Source organism: Halorhabdus rudnickae (genome assembly GCF_900880625.1).
In the GTDB taxonomy this organism is placed as follows: Archaea; Halobacteriota; Halobacteria; order Halobacteriales; family Haloarculaceae; genus Halorhabdus; species Halorhabdus rudnickae.
The window spans coordinates 193,918-213,045 of record NZ_CAAHFB010000004.1; the positions used below are offsets into that span (position 1 = coordinate 193,918).

General features: G+C 64.0%; 21 protein-coding genes. 15 read left to right on the top strand and 6 right to left on the bottom strand.

Annotation, left to right across the window (positions count from 1 at the left end; genetic code table 11):
• Positions 1 to 146 precede the first annotated feature (146 nt).
• Positions 147 to 1,241, top strand: a complete 1,095-nt coding sequence (locus BN2694_RS13190) for an ABC transporter ATP-binding protein (protein ID WP_135666287.1) — start codon at positions 147 to 149, stop codon at positions 1,239 to 1,241.
• 106 nt (positions 1,242 to 1,347) lie between these two features.
• The gene (locus BN2694_RS13195; RefSeq protein ID WP_135666289.1) at positions 1,348 to 2,373 is read left to right on the top strand and encodes an SIS domain-containing protein; all 1,026 of its coding nucleotides are present in this window, start codon (positions 1,348 to 1,350) and stop codon (positions 2,371 to 2,373) included.
• A gap of 61 nt (positions 2,374 to 2,434) precedes the next feature.
• Here the strand turns inward: BN2694_RS13195 and BN2694_RS13200 are convergent, their stop codons facing one another.
• From BN2694_RS13200 to BN2694_RS13210, 3 genes are all read right to left on the bottom strand, one after another.
• Positions 2,435 to 3,397: a BadF/BadG/BcrA/BcrD ATPase family protein gene (locus tag BN2694_RS13200; RefSeq protein WP_135666291.1), complete on the bottom strand. Its 963-nt coding sequence runs from the start codon at positions 3,395 to 3,397 to the stop codon at positions 2,435 to 2,437.
• On the bottom strand, positions 3,398 to 4,597 hold the full coding sequence (locus BN2694_RS13205; RefSeq protein ID WP_135666293.1) for a class II D-tagatose-bisphosphate aldolase non-catalytic subunit: 1,200 nt from the start codon (positions 4,595 to 4,597) through the stop codon (positions 3,398 to 3,400).
• Between the two features lie 101 nt (positions 4,598 to 4,698).
• Positions 4,699 to 5,214, bottom strand: a complete 516-nt coding sequence (locus BN2694_RS13210) for a hydrogenase maturation protease (RefSeq protein ID WP_135666295.1) — start codon at positions 5,212 to 5,214, stop codon at positions 4,699 to 4,701.
• A 197-nt stretch (positions 5,215 to 5,411) separates the two neighbouring features.
• Between BN2694_RS13210 and BN2694_RS13215 the strand changes: the two genes are divergently transcribed.
• The 5 genes from BN2694_RS13215 to BN2694_RS13235 all read left to right on the top strand — a co-directional run bounded on the left by BN2694_RS13215 (position 5,412) and on the right by BN2694_RS13235 (position 10,643).
• Positions 5,412 to 6,911, top strand: coding sequence for an NADH-quinone oxidoreductase subunit N (locus tag BN2694_RS13215; RefSeq protein WP_135666297.1), 1,500 nt, complete (start codon positions 5,412 to 5,414; stop codon positions 6,909 to 6,911).
• A complete protein-coding gene (locus tag BN2694_RS13220; protein WP_244605456.1) occupies positions 6,908 to 7,438 on the top strand; it encodes an NADH-quinone oxidoreductase subunit J in 531 nt (176 codons plus the stop codon). The genes BN2694_RS13215 and BN2694_RS13220 overlap by 4 nt, the downstream gene beginning before the upstream one ends.
• Positions 7,435 to 7,719, top strand: a complete 285-nt coding sequence (locus BN2694_RS13225; RefSeq protein ID WP_135666299.1) for an NADH-quinone oxidoreductase subunit K — start codon at positions 7,435 to 7,437, stop codon at positions 7,717 to 7,719. Before BN2694_RS13220 ends, BN2694_RS13225 begins: the two co-directional genes overlap by 4 nt.
• On the top strand, positions 7,713 to 9,593 hold the full coding sequence (locus BN2694_RS13230; protein WP_135666301.1) for an NADH-quinone oxidoreductase subunit 5 family protein: 1,881 nt from the start codon (positions 7,713 to 7,715) through the stop codon (positions 9,591 to 9,593). Before BN2694_RS13225 ends, BN2694_RS13230 begins: the two co-directional genes overlap by 7 nt.
• Before the next feature lie 75 nt (positions 9,594 to 9,668).
• Positions 9,669 to 10,643 (top strand): formyltetrahydrofolate deformylase, encoded by a 975-nt coding sequence (locus BN2694_RS13235; RefSeq protein ID WP_135666303.1) that lies wholly within the window; start codon positions 9,669 to 9,671, stop codon positions 10,641 to 10,643.
• A gap of 141 nt (positions 10,644 to 10,784) precedes the next feature.
• Here the strand turns inward: BN2694_RS13235 and BN2694_RS13240 are convergent, their stop codons facing one another.
• Positions 10,785 to 11,006 carry a hypothetical protein gene (locus tag BN2694_RS13240; RefSeq protein WP_135666305.1) on the bottom strand — a complete coding sequence of 74 codons (222 nt, stop codon included), beginning with the start codon at positions 11,004 to 11,006 and terminating at the stop codon, positions 10,785 to 10,787.
• Between the two features lie 333 nt (positions 11,007 to 11,339).
• Complete coding sequence (locus tag BN2694_RS13245; protein ID WP_135666307.1) at positions 11,340 to 12,368, bottom strand: phosphoribosylaminoimidazolesuccinocarboxamide synthase; 1,029 nt, start codon at positions 12,366 to 12,368, stop codon at positions 11,340 to 11,342.
• 105 nt (positions 12,369 to 12,473) lie between these two features.
• Here BN2694_RS13245 and BN2694_RS13250 point away from each other — a divergent pair, with 105 nt between their 5' ends.
• From BN2694_RS13250 to BN2694_RS13260, 3 genes are all read left to right on the top strand, one after another.
• Positions 12,474 to 13,838 (top strand): ATP-binding protein, encoded by a 1,365-nt coding sequence (locus BN2694_RS13250; RefSeq protein ID WP_135666309.1) that lies wholly within the window; start codon positions 12,474 to 12,476, stop codon positions 13,836 to 13,838.
• Entirely contained in the window at positions 13,838 to 14,716 is an 879-nt protein-coding gene (locus BN2694_RS13255) for an MBL fold metallo-hydrolase (RefSeq protein WP_135666312.1), read from the top strand. The genes BN2694_RS13250 and BN2694_RS13255 overlap by 1 nt, the downstream gene beginning before the upstream one ends.
• A 70-nt stretch (positions 14,717 to 14,786) precedes the next feature.
• A complete protein-coding gene (locus tag BN2694_RS13260; protein ID WP_135666314.1) occupies positions 14,787 to 15,014 on the top strand; it encodes a hypothetical protein in 228 nt (75 codons plus the stop codon).
• A gap of 4 nt (positions 15,015 to 15,018) precedes the next feature.
• On the opposite strand, the gene BN2694_RS13265 is transcribed toward BN2694_RS13260, so the two are convergent.
• A complete protein-coding gene (locus tag BN2694_RS13265; RefSeq protein WP_135666316.1) occupies positions 15,019 to 15,984 on the bottom strand; it encodes a DUF5787 family protein in 966 nt (321 codons plus the stop codon).
• Between the two features lie 100 nt (positions 15,985 to 16,084).
• Here BN2694_RS13265 and BN2694_RS13270 point away from each other — a divergent pair, with 100 nt between their 5' ends.
• The 5 genes from BN2694_RS13270 (at position 16,085) to spt4 (ending at position 19,126) form a co-directional block, all read left to right on the top strand.
• On the top strand, positions 16,085 to 16,633 hold the full coding sequence (locus BN2694_RS13270) for a mechanosensitive ion channel domain-containing protein (protein WP_135666318.1): 549 nt from the start codon (positions 16,085 to 16,087) through the stop codon (positions 16,631 to 16,633).
• A 115-nt stretch (positions 16,634 to 16,748) separates the two neighbouring features.
• Entirely contained in the window at positions 16,749 to 17,984 is a 1,236-nt protein-coding gene (locus BN2694_RS13275) for a translation initiation factor IF-2 subunit gamma (protein ID WP_135666320.1), read from the top strand.
• Complete coding sequence (locus BN2694_RS13280) at positions 17,981 to 18,355, top strand: PIN domain-containing protein (RefSeq protein WP_135666322.1); 375 nt, start codon at positions 17,981 to 17,983, stop codon at positions 18,353 to 18,355. The genes BN2694_RS13275 and BN2694_RS13280 overlap by 4 nt, the downstream gene beginning before the upstream one ends.
• Before the next feature lies 1 nt (position 18,356).
• Positions 18,357 to 18,929 carry a DNA-directed RNA polymerase gene (locus BN2694_RS13285; protein ID WP_135666324.1) on the top strand — a complete coding sequence of 191 codons (573 nt, stop codon included), beginning with the start codon at positions 18,357 to 18,359 and terminating at the stop codon, positions 18,927 to 18,929.
• A complete protein-coding gene (gene spt4 / locus BN2694_RS13290) occupies positions 18,929 to 19,126 on the top strand; it encodes a transcription elongation factor subunit Spt4 (protein WP_135666326.1) in 198 nt (65 codons plus the stop codon). The genes BN2694_RS13285 and spt4 overlap by 1 nt, the downstream gene beginning before the upstream one ends.
• Positions 19,127 to 19,128: the final 2 nt, after the last annotated feature.

Here is a 19,128-nt window from a genome sequence, read left to right on the forward strand (position 1 = left end):
ACACCATTCTTGCACACTGCCCGCATCCGTACGGATACTGACCGAAGCACCCGCGGGAACCGGGCGCAGTCGGCGCTACGGAACAGAGTCACACAGGATCGAGACGAAACCACCCAGCCAACCACTGAATCAGCGAGTGAGAGTGTATGAGTAGCGTAACCCTATCGGACGTAACGAAGGTGTACGACGGTGAGGTACTCGCAGTCCAGGAGATCGATCTCGACATCGAGGACGGGGAGTTCCTCGTATTGGTCGGGCCTTCGGGCTGTGGGAAATCAACGACCCTCCGGATGATCGCCGGACTGGAGACAATCACGGACGGCGAGATCAGTATCGCCGGCGAGGTCGTCAACGACGTCAGGCCACAGGACCGGGACATCGCGATGGTGTTCCAGAACTACGCTCTGTATCCACACATGACTGTTCGGGAGAATATCTCCTTTGGCCTGCGGCTGGCAGACGAGCTGTTGGATGCAGAGATCGACGAGCGTGTCGAGGACGCCGCCGAACTGCTCGAAATCCCGGAGCTCCTTGATGACTATCCCAAACAGCTCTCTGGCGGCCAACAGCAACGCGTCGCCCTGGGTCGGGCGATCGTCCGCGATCCGGAAGTGTTCCTGCTGGATGAACCACTCAGCAATCTCGACGCGAAACTGCGTTCGCAGATGCGGACGGAACTCCAGCGGATTCAGGACGAACTCGGTGTGACGGCTATCTACGTCACGCACGATCAGACGGAAGCGATGACGATGGGCGATCGGATTGCCATACTCAACAAAGGTGAGCTACAGCAGGTTGCCCCGCCGAACCGGTGCTACGATCATCCGGCCAACGAATTCGTTGCCGGGTTCATCGGCTCGCCAAGCATGAACTTCTTCGACGTGACGAGCACAGCCGACGGGGGGACGATTACGCTTGATGGCCCCGGCTTCGCGGTCACTCTCGGTGGTCGACTGCCGGACGACGAATACACGCTGGGCGTTCGTCCGGAGGACTTTATCGTCGTCGACGACGGGGCGATCGAGACGACAGTCGATGTCGTCGAACCGATGGGGTCGGACAATTTCCTCCACCTGTTGATCGACGAAACCGAGGTCGAGATCACGGCTCGGGTCGACAGCGACATGGCCATCGAGAGCGGCGACGCCGTCTCGCTAACCTTCGAAAGCGAGGACGCTCATTTCTTTGGCGAGGACGGCGATCGGGTCGAACTCGAGGACACTGTCGTCGGTGACGCCTAACTGGCGGCGGGGTTTCTTGTCATCCGTCGCTGTTGCCCTGCGTTTGCCTTTCTCAGTTGTACGATGCCGCACGTATCTTTTTGTCATTGCCACACAATCACGAGCCATGGACGAACCACACCATACGGTTCGTGAGATTCACGAGCAACCACAGGCTATCGAGACCGTACTTGAGGCCTTGCAGGCGGATCGGGAGACGCTTCCGTCGATTGTGTCATCGCCGTTCTGTCTGGTCGGCTGTGGTACCTCGTACTATCTCGCCCGTGCGGGCGAAGCGTTGCTGAACCGGGACGGCGTCGCGGCGGCGATACCGGGCGGTGAGGTACTGATGTCGCCTTCGCAACTGCCACAATCGTCTTTCGAGACGATCGTGCCGATCTCCCGGTCGGGCGAATCGACCGAAACGGTCGCGGCAGCCGACCAACTCGCCGCCGAACACGACGCGGCGTCCGTCCTTGGCGTGACGTGTACGCCGGATAGCTCACTCGACCAGCTGGCCGATCGATCGATCGTCTCGCCTGACGGCAGCGAGGACAGCGTCGTGATGACCAAGTCCTTCTCGTCGATGCTGGTCGCCCTCGAATATCTTGCCGAACTTGCCTCCGGGTCGTCCACGACCGATCGATTCGATGCAGTGCCCGAACTGAGTGAACAGACCGTTACAGCGGCCGATGGGCTCGCCAGGGAGATCGCCGACGACGCGCCGGCCCAGAAGTTCGTCTTCCTCGGGTCCGGCCCGCTGTTCGGACTTGCCTCCGAAGCGATGTTGAAGTTCGAGGAACTCACGCTGTCCTGGAGCAAGGCCTACCATCCACTGGAGTTCAGACACGGGCCGAAGTCGATCGCCGACGAGGAGACGTTGGTGACGCTGTTCGTCCCCGAGGATCCGGACGAACGATACCACTCGCTCGTCGAAGACATTTCCGCTCTCGGTGCGGAGACGCTGATCATCGGCCCCCGCGGTGATCTCGATGCATTCGATGGGACCTACACCTTCGCGTTTCCGAGCGAGACGGTGCCGAGTCGTGCACTGTACATGCCACTCGTCCAGTTGCTGGGCTATTATCGGGCGGTCTCCCTCGGGTTGAACCCTGACGATCCAAAACACCTCTCGCAGGTCGTCGAACTCTGAGCGGCCCAGGTTCAGTGCCTTTGGGGCGTCGCTCCAGATACGCATTCGAAAACAGTCACGATCACTCGGCCTGCTTGATCGCGTCGTCGAGCCGGCCGATAGCCGCCGTTTCGCTGTCGATCCCTTCGTGTCTGGCAGCCATAACGAGCCCGCCGATCGCCGGATTTGTGACTGGTGGGGCCACGGTTGCGCCAGCGATCATCTCCTCGGCGTGGCGCGCAAACGCGTCTGCAACTGGCTCTGCTGTGCCGAACCCGCCGACACAGCCGACGGGCACGGGTGGCCCAACCTCGATGCGGTCGTCGATTGCTTTGCAGGCCAGCGCCAGCTCTTGGCCACAGTCCTCGACGATTTCAGTCGCCACGTCGTCGCCATTTGTCGCTTCCGAAACGACTGATTCGGCGAACGGTGCGATCTCCCGGGGATGGTCGATCTGTTGATGTAAGTGGTCAGTCACGTCCGGAAGGGTCTCAACGTCGAAGGCTGACTCGGCCGCCCCAAGCAGTGCCGTTTCGGGCCCGCGTCCGTCCTGGGCCCGTGCTGCCGCTTGCAGTCCCCGCCGTGCGGCGTCGAACCCGCTTCCCTCGTCGCCGATCAGCCAGCCCCAGCCGCTGGATCGCGCGCTCGTGCCGTCGGCGTCACAGCCGTAGGCGATTGCTCCTGTTCCCGCGACGACGACGATCCCAGGCCCGCCCTGAAACATCGCCTCGTTGGCGATGACAACGTCGTTCTCGATGTAGTGTCGATCGACTAATTCGATGTCTGACAGGAACGACTCGATCCGCCGGCGATCCGCCTCGTTGTCCAACCCGCCCATGCCGAACCCGCCGACGATCCGCTCTTCCAGGCGGTCGGCGGGAACAGCGTCAGTGAGTGCCGCACGGACGTTCTTCTGGGCTGTCTCTACACCGACCGCTGTGTACCGGCTCGGGCCACTCCGCCCGACTCCCTGGAGGCTGAAATCCGTGTCCGCGGCGACACAGGTGGTGCTCGTCCCGCCGGAGTCGATGCCAAGCAGGAGCATCTATGCGAGCGAAAACGCCTCAACGTACCGGTGAATCGTTTCGCTAATCCGGGAGACGACGAACTCGTCCGGATCGATGTCCGTGTGTCGCCGGACGTTTTCGTACAGTTGGTTCTGTGCCGCCTCGACCTCGGGTTCAGTCAGGACGTACCGGCCGACACAGAGTGCGATATTCCGTCGGTTCTCCTCGGCATAGGCGTCGTGATTTGCGGAAGCAAGCGAGTCGGGCGCGAACTTCTGCCACGGCGCGTCGGCAACGGCCGCATCTTCAAGTGTCGACATGAACGCCGACGGTTCGACGGCGTCTGCGTCCTTGACTGTCGCTTCGAGTTCCGCCAGGGCTTCGATCTGGGCCGCGGCGAACTCGGGGCCGACGTTGGCGGCACCGATGCCAAACTCCGCGAACCGCTCTAAGGTTTCATTCGGGAGCCAGTCGGTGTAGTGGACCTTCACGAAGAGATCGTTCTCGTCGGCGATTGCACACAGCCGTTCGGTCTGGTCCGGATCGAAGTCGTTGGTCATGTCGATCCGCATCGTCGTGCCGACCTGCCCGACGACGAAGATGATCCGCTCGAACACACCGGGCCGTTGCTCGGCGAGTGCCTCCTTCAGCAGGTGGATGTACCGCTCGAAATCGTCCGGTTCGGTCATCCCGCCACTGATCTCCTCGGTGCCGACTTCGTAGTAGACCGGCTCCTGGTCGTTCGAGACGCGCCGCTCCTCGATCTCGTCGATCAGAGTTGCCGTCCGCTCGGCAACGGTTTCGAGATCCAGAATCCCATCAGCACGAGCGTCCTCCGTTGCGTCGACGTGGAGTACGTCGAAGCCGGCATCGAGGTCGTCGAAGAACACGTCCGTCGCATAGTCCATCGCCTCCGAGAGGTCCACACTCGGATCGCCGCGGTCGCGCATGCTCTGATAGGGACCGCCGTGGTCCCGTGCGAGAATCGTTTCGCCGTCGTAATCGACAGCACTGCTTAGCTCTTCGATAAAGGAGACGAGTTCCGATTGCGACCAGCCGGTGTAGCCCCGGTCCGCATCGACTTGACGGGGTGTTGCGATGAACATCGGGGTGAAGTTTGTGGCTTGCCTGGCCTCCCGGAGGGTTGCCTCGACGATTTCGGAGGTCATCGGACAGACTCCCAGTAACACTGCTGACCCATTGTGGGAGCCGAGCCATGTCTTGACATTCTTTTGCATGGCACGGAATAGGGAAGAAATATAGATAACCGTTGGGGCAAAACCGCTGGACTGACTGGACGGACCCTTCGATACGTTCTTTCGACTGGCCCGAGCTGGCGTTACGTTGTTCGTGAGTTCCCACCTGTACTCGGCCCGTCGATGCTCAGGATTTCGGCCAGTTCCTCGGCCAGCTCGTCCAGCCGGTGCTCGACAGCGTCGGATAGGGCCCTGGCGTGATCGATCGTGGCGGGCTGGATACCGAACAGCGCGACCTCGGCCCCAGTTTCGCGAGCGAGGAAGGTCCGGAGCATCGCCGGTGTCGACTTGTGTGAAGAAAAAGACTCGCCGCCGAGATCGTCGGGATCGACCCATTTCCCGGAGCCGGGATCGCCACCGAAGTCCACTGCGTCGACAAGAACGATCCAGTCCGGAGCAAACCGTCTGATGACGCTGGTATGGTTCTCGGGGGCGACCCCACCTTCGACGAGCAGCAGTCGATCGTCTCCGGAGTGGCCCCGGCGGGAGTCCAGATGATCGAGGAGTCTGAGCCCGACGGCGTCGTCACCTCGGAGCGCCGACCCGATACCGACGACCGCGACGCGGTCGTCCAGCCCGATTGTGGGTGTCCTCGTCACACTCGCCGAAACGTCACGGACTACCTAAAGACGTCCGATGAGTTGTCGGCTCGCTGGGCCATTGAAGCCGCCGTAATTCGAAACCTTCACGATAGATCGTCAAATAAATGCCAACGAAGGTACCGCCGGAAGTCGAATGATTCAAGGTGATTTCCGACCAAACTTGCCGGTATGAATACTTTCGGGAGGGTACTGGCGTGAGTGGCACTTATCTCGCCATCGTCCCACTGATCGCGCTGTTCGGCGGCGTTTTCGGCACTTACCTGGCCGGTCGCTACGTCCGCGAACGGTCGACAGCGTGGGCTGGTGGGACCGCGGTCGTGTCGTTGCTGGTCGCGCTGGGTACGACCTGGCTGCTGTGGACCCGCTCGCTCCCGATCGAGTATGCCTTGTTGGGAGAGGGTGTCGGCATCCGGGTCACCGCGCTGAGCGTCTTCCTCTCGGCGGTCGCGTGTCTGGCTGGTCTCGCGGTCACGGTCCACGCGACTGGGGGTGGTGACGTCGAAGACGCCGCCGACGTGTACTTCCCGCTGGTGCTGGCGGCCGTCGCAGGGGTCGTCGGGATCGGCCTCGCGGCGGACCTGTTCTCGCTATACGTCTTCTTCGAAGTGATGGCGGTCGCGACGTACGCGCTGGTTCCGTTCGCAGTCGATCGCGCGACGGCCGTCGAAGCGGGCGTCAAATACGTCGTCATGAACGCGGCGGGCTCGTTGCTCGCGATCTTCGGTATCTCGCTCGTCTACGCTCACACCGGTGGCGTCCTTGACTTTGCAGTACTCTCCGGGGAACTGACCACGACCGCTGGTCCTGGCCCCCTCGAAGCCGCTGTTCTCTTCCTCGTCGTCGGATTCGGCGTGAAGGCGGCGGTCGTCCCACTTCACACCTGGTTGCCCGACGCCTACGCGGAGGCGCCGGCGAGCGCGAGCGCACTGCTTGCGGGGCTGGCGACACCGGCCGCGGTCGTCGCCATGGTGAAAGCACTCTCAGTGGTCCCGGACGGCGTCTCGGTCGGCCTCCTCTTGCTCGTCCTGGGCGGACTGACGATGACCGTCGGCAACTTCCTCGCGCTGGGCCAGCGCGACCTCAAGCGACTGCTCGCGTACTCGTCGATCCCGCACGTAGGATACATTCTCTTTGGCTTTGGCGTCGGATTCTACGGCGGCTTCGGCGTCGCCTTCGATGGCGCCCTCTTTCATGTCCTCGCAAACGCGTTCATGAAGGGCGGGGCTTTCCTTGCGGTCGGTGCAATCGTCTACCGACTGGCTGGGGCCGAAGGCGAGACCCGCACGCTTGACGCGCTCGCCGGGGTTGGCTATCGGATGCCTGTCGCCGCGGGCGCGATCGCGGTCGCCGTGCTGGCGCTTGCCGGCGTGCCACCGCTCGCTGGCTTCTGGGGCAAGCTGTTCATCGTCCTCGGGAGCGCCGAAGTCTCGGGCGCGGTCGGTGTCGGTCTCGCGCTGCTCGTGATCGGGAACTCTTTCCTCTCGCTGGGCTATTATCTCCCGGTGCTGGGTGCGCTGTTCGGCACGCCGACCGACGCTACGCAGACTGTCGATCGAACGCCCACGGTGCTCGCAATCCCGATCCTGGCGTTGACTGCCGGGACGATCCTGCTGGGGATCGCACCGGCGTTCGGGTTCGACCTCGTCGGGCCGGCAGCTGACGTGCTTCAGCACGGACTGGAGGTGGCACCATGATCGGACAACTAACCACAGCGGCACTCGCAGTGACGGTCCTGCTGGGACTGCTCGCGGTCGCTGCACGGGACTTCCTCGTCTCGATCCTCTCGCTGTCGGGTGCGAGCGTCGCGCTGGCGGTGTATTTCTACCTCGCGGGTGCGCCGATCGCGGCGGTTTTCGAGGCCGTCGTCGCCGCCGGGTTGGTGACCGTCCTGTTCCTGTTCGTGATCAGTCTGACCGAGACCGACGCCGCCGAGCGTATCTCGGGCGGGAAACTCCCCGTGGTCGGCCTGGCGCTGGGCCTCTTGCTCGGCGTCGGGATCACGGTCTGGGCGCTGGTCGATCCGACCGCTGTCACTACTGGGGCCAGCGACACAGCCTTCGCCGAGGCGCTGTGGAGTGCCCGGTCGATCGATCTGCTTGCCGTCACGGTGCTGGTGTTCGTCGGCGTCTTGGCGGTTGTACGGTTGACCGCCGAACGGCTCGAACCCGAGAGTGACAGCGAAACTGGATCCACTGCCGGATCCCGGGAGGTGGAGCAATGACGGCCATCGCCTACGGCGCGGCACTGGCACTGTTGGTGATCGGCCTGGCGAGCATCGTCGCCGGTCGCAACGTCGTGAAGACGCTGATCGGCGTCGAACTCGCCTCGAAGGGCGTGCTGGTGAACTTCGTGGCGACCGATCCCACCGGTAGCCAGGGGATCGTCGTCCTGTTGATCCTGATCGACGCGATCGTGGTCGCGGTGTTGCTGGGCGTGGCCGTCGCGGCGTATCGACAGTACGGGACACTCGATCTCGAGGCACTCGGGAGGTTGACATGGTAACGAATCGACGGACGCTGCTTGCATCGACGCCCGGCCTGCTCGTTGCCGGCGCACTACTGGCCGCCGTTGCCGTCATGGCACCCGGACAGCCGATGCCGGCCGTCCTGGCGCTCGGCGCGATCGTGCTCCCGCTGGTCGGTGCCGCCTTGTTGCCGTTCGTGGCCGTCGCCGGTGATCGCGTCCGGAACGGAACGGCTGTCTTGGCCGGACTCGCCACTGCCGCCCTGACGCTGTCGCTCGTCCCGCGGGCGCTGTCGGGCGATCCCGGCGTCGTGCAGTACGAGGTCGCCTGGGTACCCGCTGCGGACGTCTCCTTCGGGCTCTATCTCGACGTGCTGGGTGTGCTGATGGCGACGATCGCCGGGATCGTCGGTGCGCTCGCGCTCGTCTTCTCGACGCGCTTCATGGAACGGGAGGGCGGGTTGACCCGGTATTACGCGCTGACGTTGCTGTTCGTCGGCGGCATGATCGGGTTCGTGCTGACCGACAGCCTCGTCGCGCTGTACGCCTTCTGGGAAGTCCTGGGGTTGTGTTCCTTTGGCCTGATCGCGTTCTGGCTCGAGGACGAGACCTCCTTCGCCGCGGGCGTGAAGGCCTTCGTCACGACGCGCTTCGGTGACATCGGCCTACTTGCGGGGATCGCCGTGCTGTGGGTCGGTGGCGGGACGTTCTCGATCCGCGAACTGATCGACCAGGCTGCGAGTGGCGCACTGCCGACTTGGACGGTCACCGCCGCGGGTGCGCTGTTCATCCTCGCGGCGATCGGCAAGTCCGCGCAGTTCCCCTTGCACGTCTGGCTGCCCGACGCGATGGAGGCCCCGACGACCAGCACGGCGCTGATCCACGCCGCCTGTATGGTCAATGCCGGGTTGTACCTGCTCTTGCGGACCCGACCCATCTTCGACGGACTCGAATGGTGGACGACCGTAGTGCTGGCGATCGGGACGATCACTGCGTTTCTCGCTGCCGTGCTGGCGACCCGTGAGAATGACTTCAAGCGCGCGCTGGCGTACTGTACGATCAGCCAGCTGGGCTATGTGACCGCGGCGATCGGGCTGTCCGGTGGCGCACTCCCGGCGACGTACCACCTGCTGAGTCACTCGATCTTCAAGGCCCTGCTCTTCCTGGCGGCCGGATCGGTCATCTACGGGATCGGTGGAACGGTCCACAAACACGTCGATATGCTCGAGTATCGCGGCGTGGGCAACCGCGAGCAGATGCCCCTGACCAACGTCACGTTCCTGGTCGGTATCCTCGGACTGATAGGCGTGCCTGGCTTCAACGGCTTCTGGAGCAAGGAACTGCTCCTCTCGACGGCACTCGAGGGCAGCGCCATCGAGCAGGTCGCCTTCGCGGTCCTGGCGGTGACGGCCGTACTGACCGCGGTCTACTCGATCCGGATCTACTACCTGGTTTTTGTCGCCGAGCCGACGGCGAGCGCCGAGGAGTCCCCGCTCGCGATGACTGGGCCGCTGGCCGTGCTTGCGGGCCTGACGGTCACCTCCTGGCTGGCGATCGGGCCGCTCTCGTCGGCCCTGGCGACGTACTTCCCACACGGCCATCTCCACGCCTACACGCTCGTGGAGTTCCTCGAACACACACTCACGCTTCGGACAGCAGCACTGACGGCCGGCTTTCTCGGGTTCGGCTATCTCGGGTTCCGCTTCCGGGCGTCGATCAACGACGCCGCGCCGGGCGGGCTGCTCGCCGTCCTTGAGGCTGGCTACGGCTTCGACCGGCTCTACGAGGGGCTGGTCGCGGCCTACCGCTGGTGGTGTTCGCGCACGCGTGTCATCCAAACTGGCGACGTCAACTACAACGCCGTCGGCATCGTCGTAGCGCTGGTGATCGCTGCCGTGGTACTCTTGTTCTGATCGGTCGAAAACGCACCCTTTTTGCTCGCGTGGCTGCCATGACTGGACAATGAGCCCCATCGATCATTCAGCGAGGTGGTGGCCGTGACCCGCGAACTGACCGAGATTACCGTCGTCGGCGACGACGATACGGGACTGATCGCGGAAGTCACCTCCCTCCTCTTCGAGCGCGGAATCAACATCGAGGACTTAGATCAGGCCGTCCGGGAGGGCGTCTTCCGGATGACCATGCTCGTCGACACGAGTGAGATGGTCTGTACCGAGGTGAAGCTACGGGAGGACATGGCGGAACTCGCCGAGGGATTGGGGGTCGACATCACCGTCCGCTTCCCCAAGGATCGCGAAACCCAGACCATCGCCGTCCTCGTCACCAAGGAGAGCCACTGCCTGGAGGCGATCTTCGAGGCCTGGGCCAGCGGGGACATCGACGCCGATGTCGAGGTCGTCATCGGCAACCACCCCGATCTCCGACCGCTCGCCGAGAAATACGACGTGCCGTTCCACGACATCGGCGACGAGAAGGGGACACCCGACGAAGACGAACTGTTAGACCTCCTTGCGGAGTACGACACGGATCTGATCGTCCTCGCACGGTACATGCGTATCCTCAGCCCGGACGTCGTCTTCCGCTACGAGAGCCGGATCATCAACGTCCACCCGTCGTTGCTGCCTTCCTTCCCCGGTGCGTCGGCGTACATGCAGGCCATCGAGGAGGGTGTCCGCGTCGCCGGCGTCACGGCCCACTACGTGACGACCGACCTCGATCAGGGGCCGATCATCACCCAGCGCGTGTTCAACGTCCCGCCGGAGGCCACCGAGGAGGAACTCCAGGAAATCGGCCAGCCCCTCGAGGCCGAGGCGCTGCTGGAAGCGATCGACCTTCATCTCAACGACGAGGTCTACGTCCACCGCGGACGCACTCGCCTGCGCGATCCCGAGGAGTCAGACGCCCAACTCGGCGCACCCGAGGAACTCGACGCACGCAACCCCGACCGGCCGATCGACGGGCTGGGAGACATCGTCGCCGAAGGTGGCGAAGCCGACGACTGAACCGCCGGGCTATATTCGTATTTGCTCCGCCAGGGGCGGCCGTGACTCGCTGAGGATCTCGAGTAACTCCGAACATCACAAAGCCGTCGGCTGGTCGTCTCCGGCGAAGGACGACCGGTGGAATCACCGGTCAAAAATCAGTTATTCGAGGCCGAGGTCCGCAAGCGAGTGTGTGTGCTGCCACGCGCCAGCGATCGCGTCGATATCGAAGGTCAGGACGCCGTCAGTCAGTTCGAGTCGGACCGTATCGTCGTCGATCTCCGTGTCGTGGAGGTGAAGCTCCAGCGGCTGGCCGAAGTCTGCGACCGCGATCATCAGCTCACCGTTCGTTTCGAGCATTTCCTGGAGTTCGTCTGCTTCCATAGCACTCTTTGCTACACTCGACCGACCCAAAAAGATTGCTACCTCACGGATATTTCAACGTTCGGCCCGAGAGCGGGCGCCGGATCTCCTGTTTTTGGCTGGCCTAAAAACAGGCAGAACCCGCCTCTTCTGGAAGGGCTAAACACGTCGATCCCCGGTGTTTGGGCATGCAGGTCGCACACTACGACACGTGCCAGGACTGTGGCGCCGAACTCGCGGAGACGACCACCTACCGCAAGCACGCCTACTGCGCGGATTGTGGCGGAACGCTCGCCTGATCGAGCGTCCCATCTGTCCTCGTAGCGGCCCTAAACCGCCGGGACTGGTGGCCTCTCAGAGTCCCTCTGCCCGTCGGATCGCGTCCTCGATCGGGGATGCGTCGAAGACGTCACGACCAGCGTAGGCGTTGGTTCCCGCACAGTAGAGGCCGCTCGCGACGTCGAGGACGTGCTCGTCGAGCGGTTCCGGCCGAGAGTCACAGAGTGCCTTCCAGTCGGCGACGCCCTGTTCGTTCGCCCGTTGTTTCGCCTCGCTGACAGCCTCGACCCATTCGGGTTGGGTCCGCTTGTGGTACTGGCGAACGACCTCCTTGCTGATCTCCTGGCCGTCGTAGGAGAAGCGATTCTCGTCGAACGTCCCGACCACGTCCGCCACACGGATCTCGCCCTCGTAGAAGAGACACTCTATCTTGCCGTCCTCGTGGACGAACCCGGCCTTTGCAGCCCGGCGGTTCAACAGGCCGTTCACCTCGCGGGCGATCGATTCGAGATCGGCGACGTCCGCACGGCCGGCGATCCGATCGGCTTCGTCCCGTGAGAGATACCGGTCTTGCTCCTCGTACTTCGTCGAGAACTCGACGACCGGTTCGGGCAGGTCGACGGCCTCGTCGGGCCACTCCTCGTACTCGAGTCCGTGGTCCGTGGGATCGGATCGGTTCCGCAGGCTCGAGCCGACCGGGACAGTGTTCCGGAAGACGATCTCTAGGGGGATCAGGTAGTTCTCGCCGGCCGCGTCGTGATAGGTGTCGTAGTCGTATCCGTCGGCCCCGTGGGGCAGGTCCGGAACCTGCGTCAGCTCGATCGCCATCTCGCGGGGCTTTTCGCCCGCTCCGATCGCTCTCTCGACACTCGTCGTCTCGCCGTCGAGGACGACCCCTTCGTAGTGTGTCGCGATCCCCTCGGCCTCGAGAGCCTCGAAGTTGTCCGCCCCCATCGTACAGAGTGCCACGCCCTTCCCGGGAATCTCGTCGGGCATCTTCCCCCAGTCGAACACCGAGTAATCGTCGGTGAAGACGAACGCGCCCCGACCGAGCTCCGTCGGGGTCGGTTCCTCGTCGATTCGGAACTCCTTGACGCTGGTCATCGAATCGGCCTTCCGTGTCCCACCCCTTAGAGGTTGCACATCGACGGTCCCGCCGGTTGTCCGTCTTCGAGTGGCTTATGTCGATCCCGCTACAATGCGCGGGGGATGAGTGATCCGGAACGTGCCGTCGTCGAGTTCGTTCTGACGGCGGCAGTGTACTCCGATCGGGAGGATCTAGAGCCCGACGACCTGCCGCCTGCCTACCGTGCGGTGTTCTGGGAGGACGGGACGATCGAACGCCCACTCGTCCCGACTTCCGAGGCCGTCACGAACGCGACTGGCGTCGAACGACCCTGGAGTGCCGTCTCGGGACTAATGTTCACCGACCGCGACGAGTTCTCGAACGCCATCGAGTTCACTGACCGGAACATGGCCAAAGAGTGGCTTCAAAAGCGGATCGAACCGGCGGAGCTGCTCGAGAACCCGACGCTGGCCGCTGAATTCGAGGACGAGATCGAGGGCGTCAGCCACGAGCAGGCCCGCGAACAGGTCCGTCCCGCTCGTGCCGATCGGGCCTGGATCGACAGTCTACTCGAGGAGTACTTTGCCGAGGAGGAAGAAGAGGAGATGCTCGATCTCGTCGAGATCCGCGCCCCGGAGGAAGTCGAGATGACCCTCGAGAACCTGGTCCTCACCGAGGACCAAGAGGCCGAGATCAGCAAGCTCGTCAAGGCTATCGAGCACCGGGAGTATCTCGCCCAGATCGGCCTCCGGGAGATCGGCAAACTCCTGTTTGTTGGCCCGCCAGGAACGGGAAAGACGAGCGTCGCGCGGGCACTCGCCCACGACCTTGATCTCCCCTTTGTAGAGGTCAAACTCTCGATGATCACCTCCCAGTACCTCGGCGAGACCGCGAAGAACGTCGAGAAGACCTTCGAGGTGGCCAAGCGACTCTCGCCGTGTATCCTCTTTATGGACGAGTTCGACTTCGTCGCCAAGACCCGCGCCAGCGACGAACACGCGGCGATCAAGCGCGCTGTGAACACCTTGCTGAAATCCATCGACGAGGTGAGCCTGATCGAGGACGATGTCCTGTTGATCGGTGCGACCAATCACCCGGATCAACTCGACGCCGCGGCCTGGCGGCGCTTTGATGAAATTGTTAACTTCCCGAAGCCGGACGGGCAGATGCGCGCGGACATCCTGCGTGTAGTCACCCAGGAGATGGATATCGATGACTTCGATCCGAAGGGCCTGGCGGAGCTGACCGAGGGCTTGACAGGCAGCGACCTCCGGCTGGTCCTGCGGGAAGCAGTTCTGGACGCGCTGACCGAAGAGCGGACGACGCTAACCCAGCAAGACCTAGAGGACGCCGTCGCCAACTTCGAGGAGCGGGACAACCTCAAGAACCTCGATATGATCGAGGGCGACCACGACGCTCTCGTCGCCGGCGGAACTCCTGACACCGGCGATGAAAGCGGCGGACACGACCACGCCCACGATCACGCGGCCGATCACGCCCAGGACTGATGGAGGTCACGCTGCTGGGTGCCGGCGACACGACGGGTACCCCGACGGTCGGCTGTGACTGTGAAACGTGTCGGCGCGCTCGCGAGCCGGACGATCGACTCCGCGAACAGCTCCGCGAGCGTGGCGTGGATGTCGGCACCCGGGGCGTCGAACGCACGCGGTTCTCGGTGCACGTTCGCAACGACCGGACCGGCGAGACGCTGCTGATCGACGCCAGTCCAGACTTCCGGACGCAGTTCCTCCGGCACGGCTTCGAGGCACCCGACGCCGCACTGATCACTCACGTTCATTTCGATCACCTCGACGGGCTGGGAAACGTCTACCGGCTGACGCGGGATCTGCCGGTCTACGCGTCGGGGAAGACGGACCCTGCGACCGGACAGAGCGTCGCCGAGAGCATCCGTGAGCGGTACGACTACCTGGATGTCATCGATGTCCGTCCTCGTGACCCCTTCGAGTCCGTCCGGGTCTGTGGGCTCGATTTCATGCTCGTCCCCGTTGACCATCCACCCCTCGATTGCTACGGCGTCGTGATCGAGGATCCCCAAACGGGTGGGACACTCGCGCTCACCGGCGACACCAGCTATCGGGTGCCGCCCGAGTCGAAGGACGCCTTCGCCGATGCCGATCTCCTGCTGGCAGATGGCATCCTGCCGGCCGACCGCTGTGACTCTCACCCGGCCGGCGGCTCTCATCACGACACCGACGGCGTCCCGATGACCTACGGGAGCAAGCACATGACGATCGAAGGCGCACGGTCGCTCGCGGACGAACTCGACGCCACTGAACTGCGGATCGTCCACCTCTCGCATTACCTGCCGGCCGAGACGGCCTTCGACGCCCCGCGTGCCGTCGACGGCGAGCGCTTTACGCTGTGAGTCGCCGTAGAAATGCCGTCGGGGAAGTTTCTCGGGTAAGACCTTTGTTCTGGAACTCGAAGGCGTCGGCATGGATCTCGACCTTGAGACCGACCCGGCGAGTGTAGAGGGGCTTCCCGCCGAGCGGCCCGTCGTGGCGGTCGCTATCGCAGCAGTCGTCGCCACCGTCGTCTACCTGGCGATCCAGCTGGCGATGGACGGGCAGATCGATGTCGTCGAGACCGCCGCGTTCGCGATCGTCTTTACTGGTGTCTACGTCGCCTTCCTGTACCTCCGCCGGCAGTTCGCGGGCGAGTGAGCGCTCATTCGAAGCGATCGAGTCCCGCCTGCCGACGACGCTGTCCGTCGGGATCACGTCGCCAGGCGCTGCGTTCGTCCCGGTGGCGTCGTCGGTCCATCGCTGGCGGCTCGGCCGGCTCATGGCCGGGACAGTCCGTCCCGCACTCGCTGGCTGGATCGACGATTCGCTCGGCCCACTCACAGTAGGGCACTGCCACGGCTGGGCCACCGTCCGGGTCACACCGCCCGCAGGCCGGTAGGTCGAACGTCCGCCAGCCCTTGCCGTAGGCTCGTTCTGCGATCCGCCGTCTGGCACGCTGCTTCTCGTCGGCCGTGACGATCGCGATGTCCGACCGGCCGGGCTGGCGATCGAGGATCTCGAGGCCCTGCTCGGCCGGGTCGAGCGGATCGGGTTCCCGCAGGACCTCGCGTTCGCCCGTTTCTGGGTCGAACCGCCAGATTCCGACCTCCTCGGGGATCCGGTTGCGGTGAGCGCCGGTGACGTGAGAGGCTGTCGCCAGGACCACTTCGTCGAAGATGCCCAGCGAGACGTCCGTCCGGAGTTGCGCCTGGAGGTCACCCGGTCGGTCGAGATCGGGCTTGTTCTCGATGCCAACCAGGTGGTCGAACCACCCCGCTGGATACCGACAGACCTGCCGGACGGCCGGGTCGCCGCCACGGCGTTTTCGCTCGAAGAAGCCCGCTTCGACGGCCTGGTCGACGAGCCGTCTGCGCTGTTCGGGTCGTATATCCGGGAAGACGTCCTTGACGCGCCGGGCGGCACCCGGGCCGACGGGGGCCTCGATCGCTGCTGGCGGAATCGTCCCCGCAGTGATCGACGCGCGGCGATCGAATCCGGGGCCGGGCTCGACCGTCACGACGTCGATGATCCGGCGACCGTTGACGTGTGCGCCGAGCTGGCGAGCCAGGAGGCGGTCCTTGCTCTCGAGTGCACCACACAGCGCCAGCTCGAACGCGTATTCACGCACACCCGGAAGTCGGGCGGCGATCCGCAAAAACGTCTCGCTCGGAGGGGTGCTCGTCACGATTGCCGGTAGCGTTTTGGCCGCGGTGGCACAAACGACCGGCATGCCCCTACGTCTCCTCGACCTGCTCGACTCGACGCTGGGATCGTTCCGGGCGGACGTGGTCGCCGCACTGCCTCGACTACTCTCGGGGCTGGTGTTCCTCACCGTCGCATACGTCGCCATCAAAGTCCTCACGCGCTTGCTCCGGTCAGGACTCGAGCGCGTCTATCCTGCCGAGGAACAGCTGATCGTCGAGTTTTCCGTCCTCGTGGTCGCCGTGTTCATGTGGTTCGGCGCCGGCCTGGTCCTGTTGAACGTCGTCGGACTGGGTACAGTCGCGGCCAGTCTCGGTTCCGCCGCGGGATTCATCGGACTCGGCGTCTCCTATGCCCTCTCGGCGATGATCGAGGATACCGTCTCCGGGGTGTACCTGCTCCGCGATCCCGACTTCAACGAGGGCGACAGCGTGCGGACTGCCTCGATGACCGGGACCGTCATGGACATCGGACTCCGGAAGAGTCGGTTCCGAACCGGCGAGGGCATCGAAGTACTCGCCAACCGCAATGTCGAGTCGCGTTGGACGCGCCTGACCGACCACGTCGATCCCTGATTGTGATCTCGGCGCCATCCAGCGATCCGGGCGGTGGTGATGGTCGCCGCCGTCGTGCGGAGAACAGTAGGTTTATCACTTCAAGGAGGGTAATCCAGCTACGATTACTGTGGAGATGACAGGAACACACGGACAACCGGAGGTGAACATCGGACTGGTCGGGCACGTCGACCACGGCAAGACCACGCTGGTCGAGGCCCTGAGCGGGGAGTGGACGGACCAACACTCCGAGGAGATGAAACGCGGGATCTCGATCCGCCTGGGCTACGCAGACGCGACGTTCCGGCGCTGTCCGGAGTGTGGGGAGCCGGCCTGCTATACGGTCGCCGAATCCTGCCCGGAACACGACGAAGCGACCGATCCGCTACGGACAGTCTCGTTCGTCGACGCACCGGGCCACGAGACGCTGATGGCGACGATGCTGGCCGGTGCGGCGATCATGGACGGCGCCGTCCTCGTCATTTCCGCGACCGAGGACGTCCCCCAGGCCCAGACCGAGGAGCACCTCATGGCTCTGGACATCATCGGAATCGACAACATCGTCGTCGCCCAGAACAAGATCGACCTGGTCGACGAGGAACGCGCTCGACAGAACTATCAGCAGATCCAGGAGTTCGTCGAAGGCACCGTCGCCGAAGACGCGCCGATCGTTCCGATCAGCGCGGGCCAGGGCGTCAACACGGACATCCTGATCGAGGCCATCGAGGAAGAGATCCCGACGCCGGATCGGGATCCCGACGCCGATGCCGAGATGATGGTTGCCCGGAGTTTCGACATCAATCGGCCGGGCTCGACCTGGGACTCGCTGGTCGGCGGCGTCCTGGGCGGCAGCCTCGCACAGGGGCGCTTCGAGACCGACGACGAGATCGAACTCCGGCCGGGCCGGGAGGTCGAAGAGGGCGGCCAGACTGAGTGGCGGCCCGTGACGACGACCGCCCGGTCGCTGCAGGCCGGTGGCGAGACCGTCGATGAAGTGACGCCCGGCGGCTTACTGGGTCTCGGAACCGGTCTCGATCCGTCGTTGACGAAAGGCGACGCGCTGGCGGGCCAGATTGCCGGTCCCCCAGGGACGTTGCCGCCGGTCCACGAGGAGTTCACGATGGATGTCCAGTTGCTGGACCGGATCGTCGGCGAGGAGACTGATGATGTCGATGAGGTCTCGACGGGCGAGCCGCTGATGCTGACGATCGGTACCGCAACGACGGTCGGTTCCGTCACGAGCGCTCGCGATGGTGAGGCCGAAGTCGCGCTGAAGCGGCCGGTCTGCGCCCGCGAAGGGGCAACTATCGCCATCAACCGCCGGATCGGCGCGCGCTGGCGGCTGATCGGTATCGGCACGCTTCGTGGATGAGCGCCGTCCTGGACACCAACGCACTGATGATGCCCGTCGAGTGTGACGTCCGTGTCTTCGAGGAACTCGATCGCCTGCTCGGTGCGGGCCAGCGACTGGTCCCCGAAGCCGTCGTGGGCGAACTCGAAGATCTTTCGGCAGGCGCCGGCGAGGAAGCCACCGCCGCGAGTGTCGGTCGCGACCTCGTCGAGCGCTGTACGGTCCGCGAACACGAGGCTGACTATGCCGACGACGCGGTGCTTGAACTCGCCCGTACCGAGGGCGCCTACGCCGTCACCAACGATGGGCCGCTCAAAGAACGGCTGCTTGCCGCGAACTGTCCAGTAATTGGTTTAAGGGGCCAGAACAAACTCGCGATCACTCAACTATAACATGTACAAACGGGTTCGTCTCCGCGATACGGTCGAGGTACCGCCCGAGCATCTGGCGGACGTGACGCCGGAGCTGGTGAAGAAACTGCTACAGGACAAACTAGAGGGCCGCATGGACGAGGATGTCGGCAGCATCGTCTCCGTTACCGAGGTCCACGATGTCGGCGAGGGGGCAGTCGTCCCCAACGAGCCCGGCGTCTACTACGAGGCCGAGTTCGACGCACTCACGTTCGACCCCCAGATGCAGGAAGTCGTCGACGGCGAGATCGTCGAGGTCGTCAACTTCGGCGCGTTCGTCGGCATTGGGCCGGTCGACGGCCTGCTTCACGTCTCTCAGATCTCCGACGAGTATCTGGCCTACGACGGCGAGAACCAGATGCTGGCCTCCCGGGACTCCAACCGGACGCTGACCGTCGGCGACGCCGTCAGGGCCCGGATCGTCACCAAGTCTATCGACGAACGCAACCCGCGGGACTCAAAGATCGGCCTCACGGCAAAGCAGGTTGGCCTGGGCAAACACGGCTGGCTCGACGAAGAGCGAAAGGAGCGGGCGAAAGCCGCGGGTGAGAACTGATGGCGGATCGGTACGTCTGCCGGGAGTGCCACCGCGTTCAGGATTCGGCGGAAGCCGAAATCTGTCAGGCTTGCGGGTCGAGTTCACTCACCGAGGACTGGGCCGGATACGTTATTATCGCTCATCCTGCCAACAGCGAGATTGCCGCGGAGATGGAGGTCACCGAGCCCGGCAAGTACGCGCTGAAGGTCCGATAGAC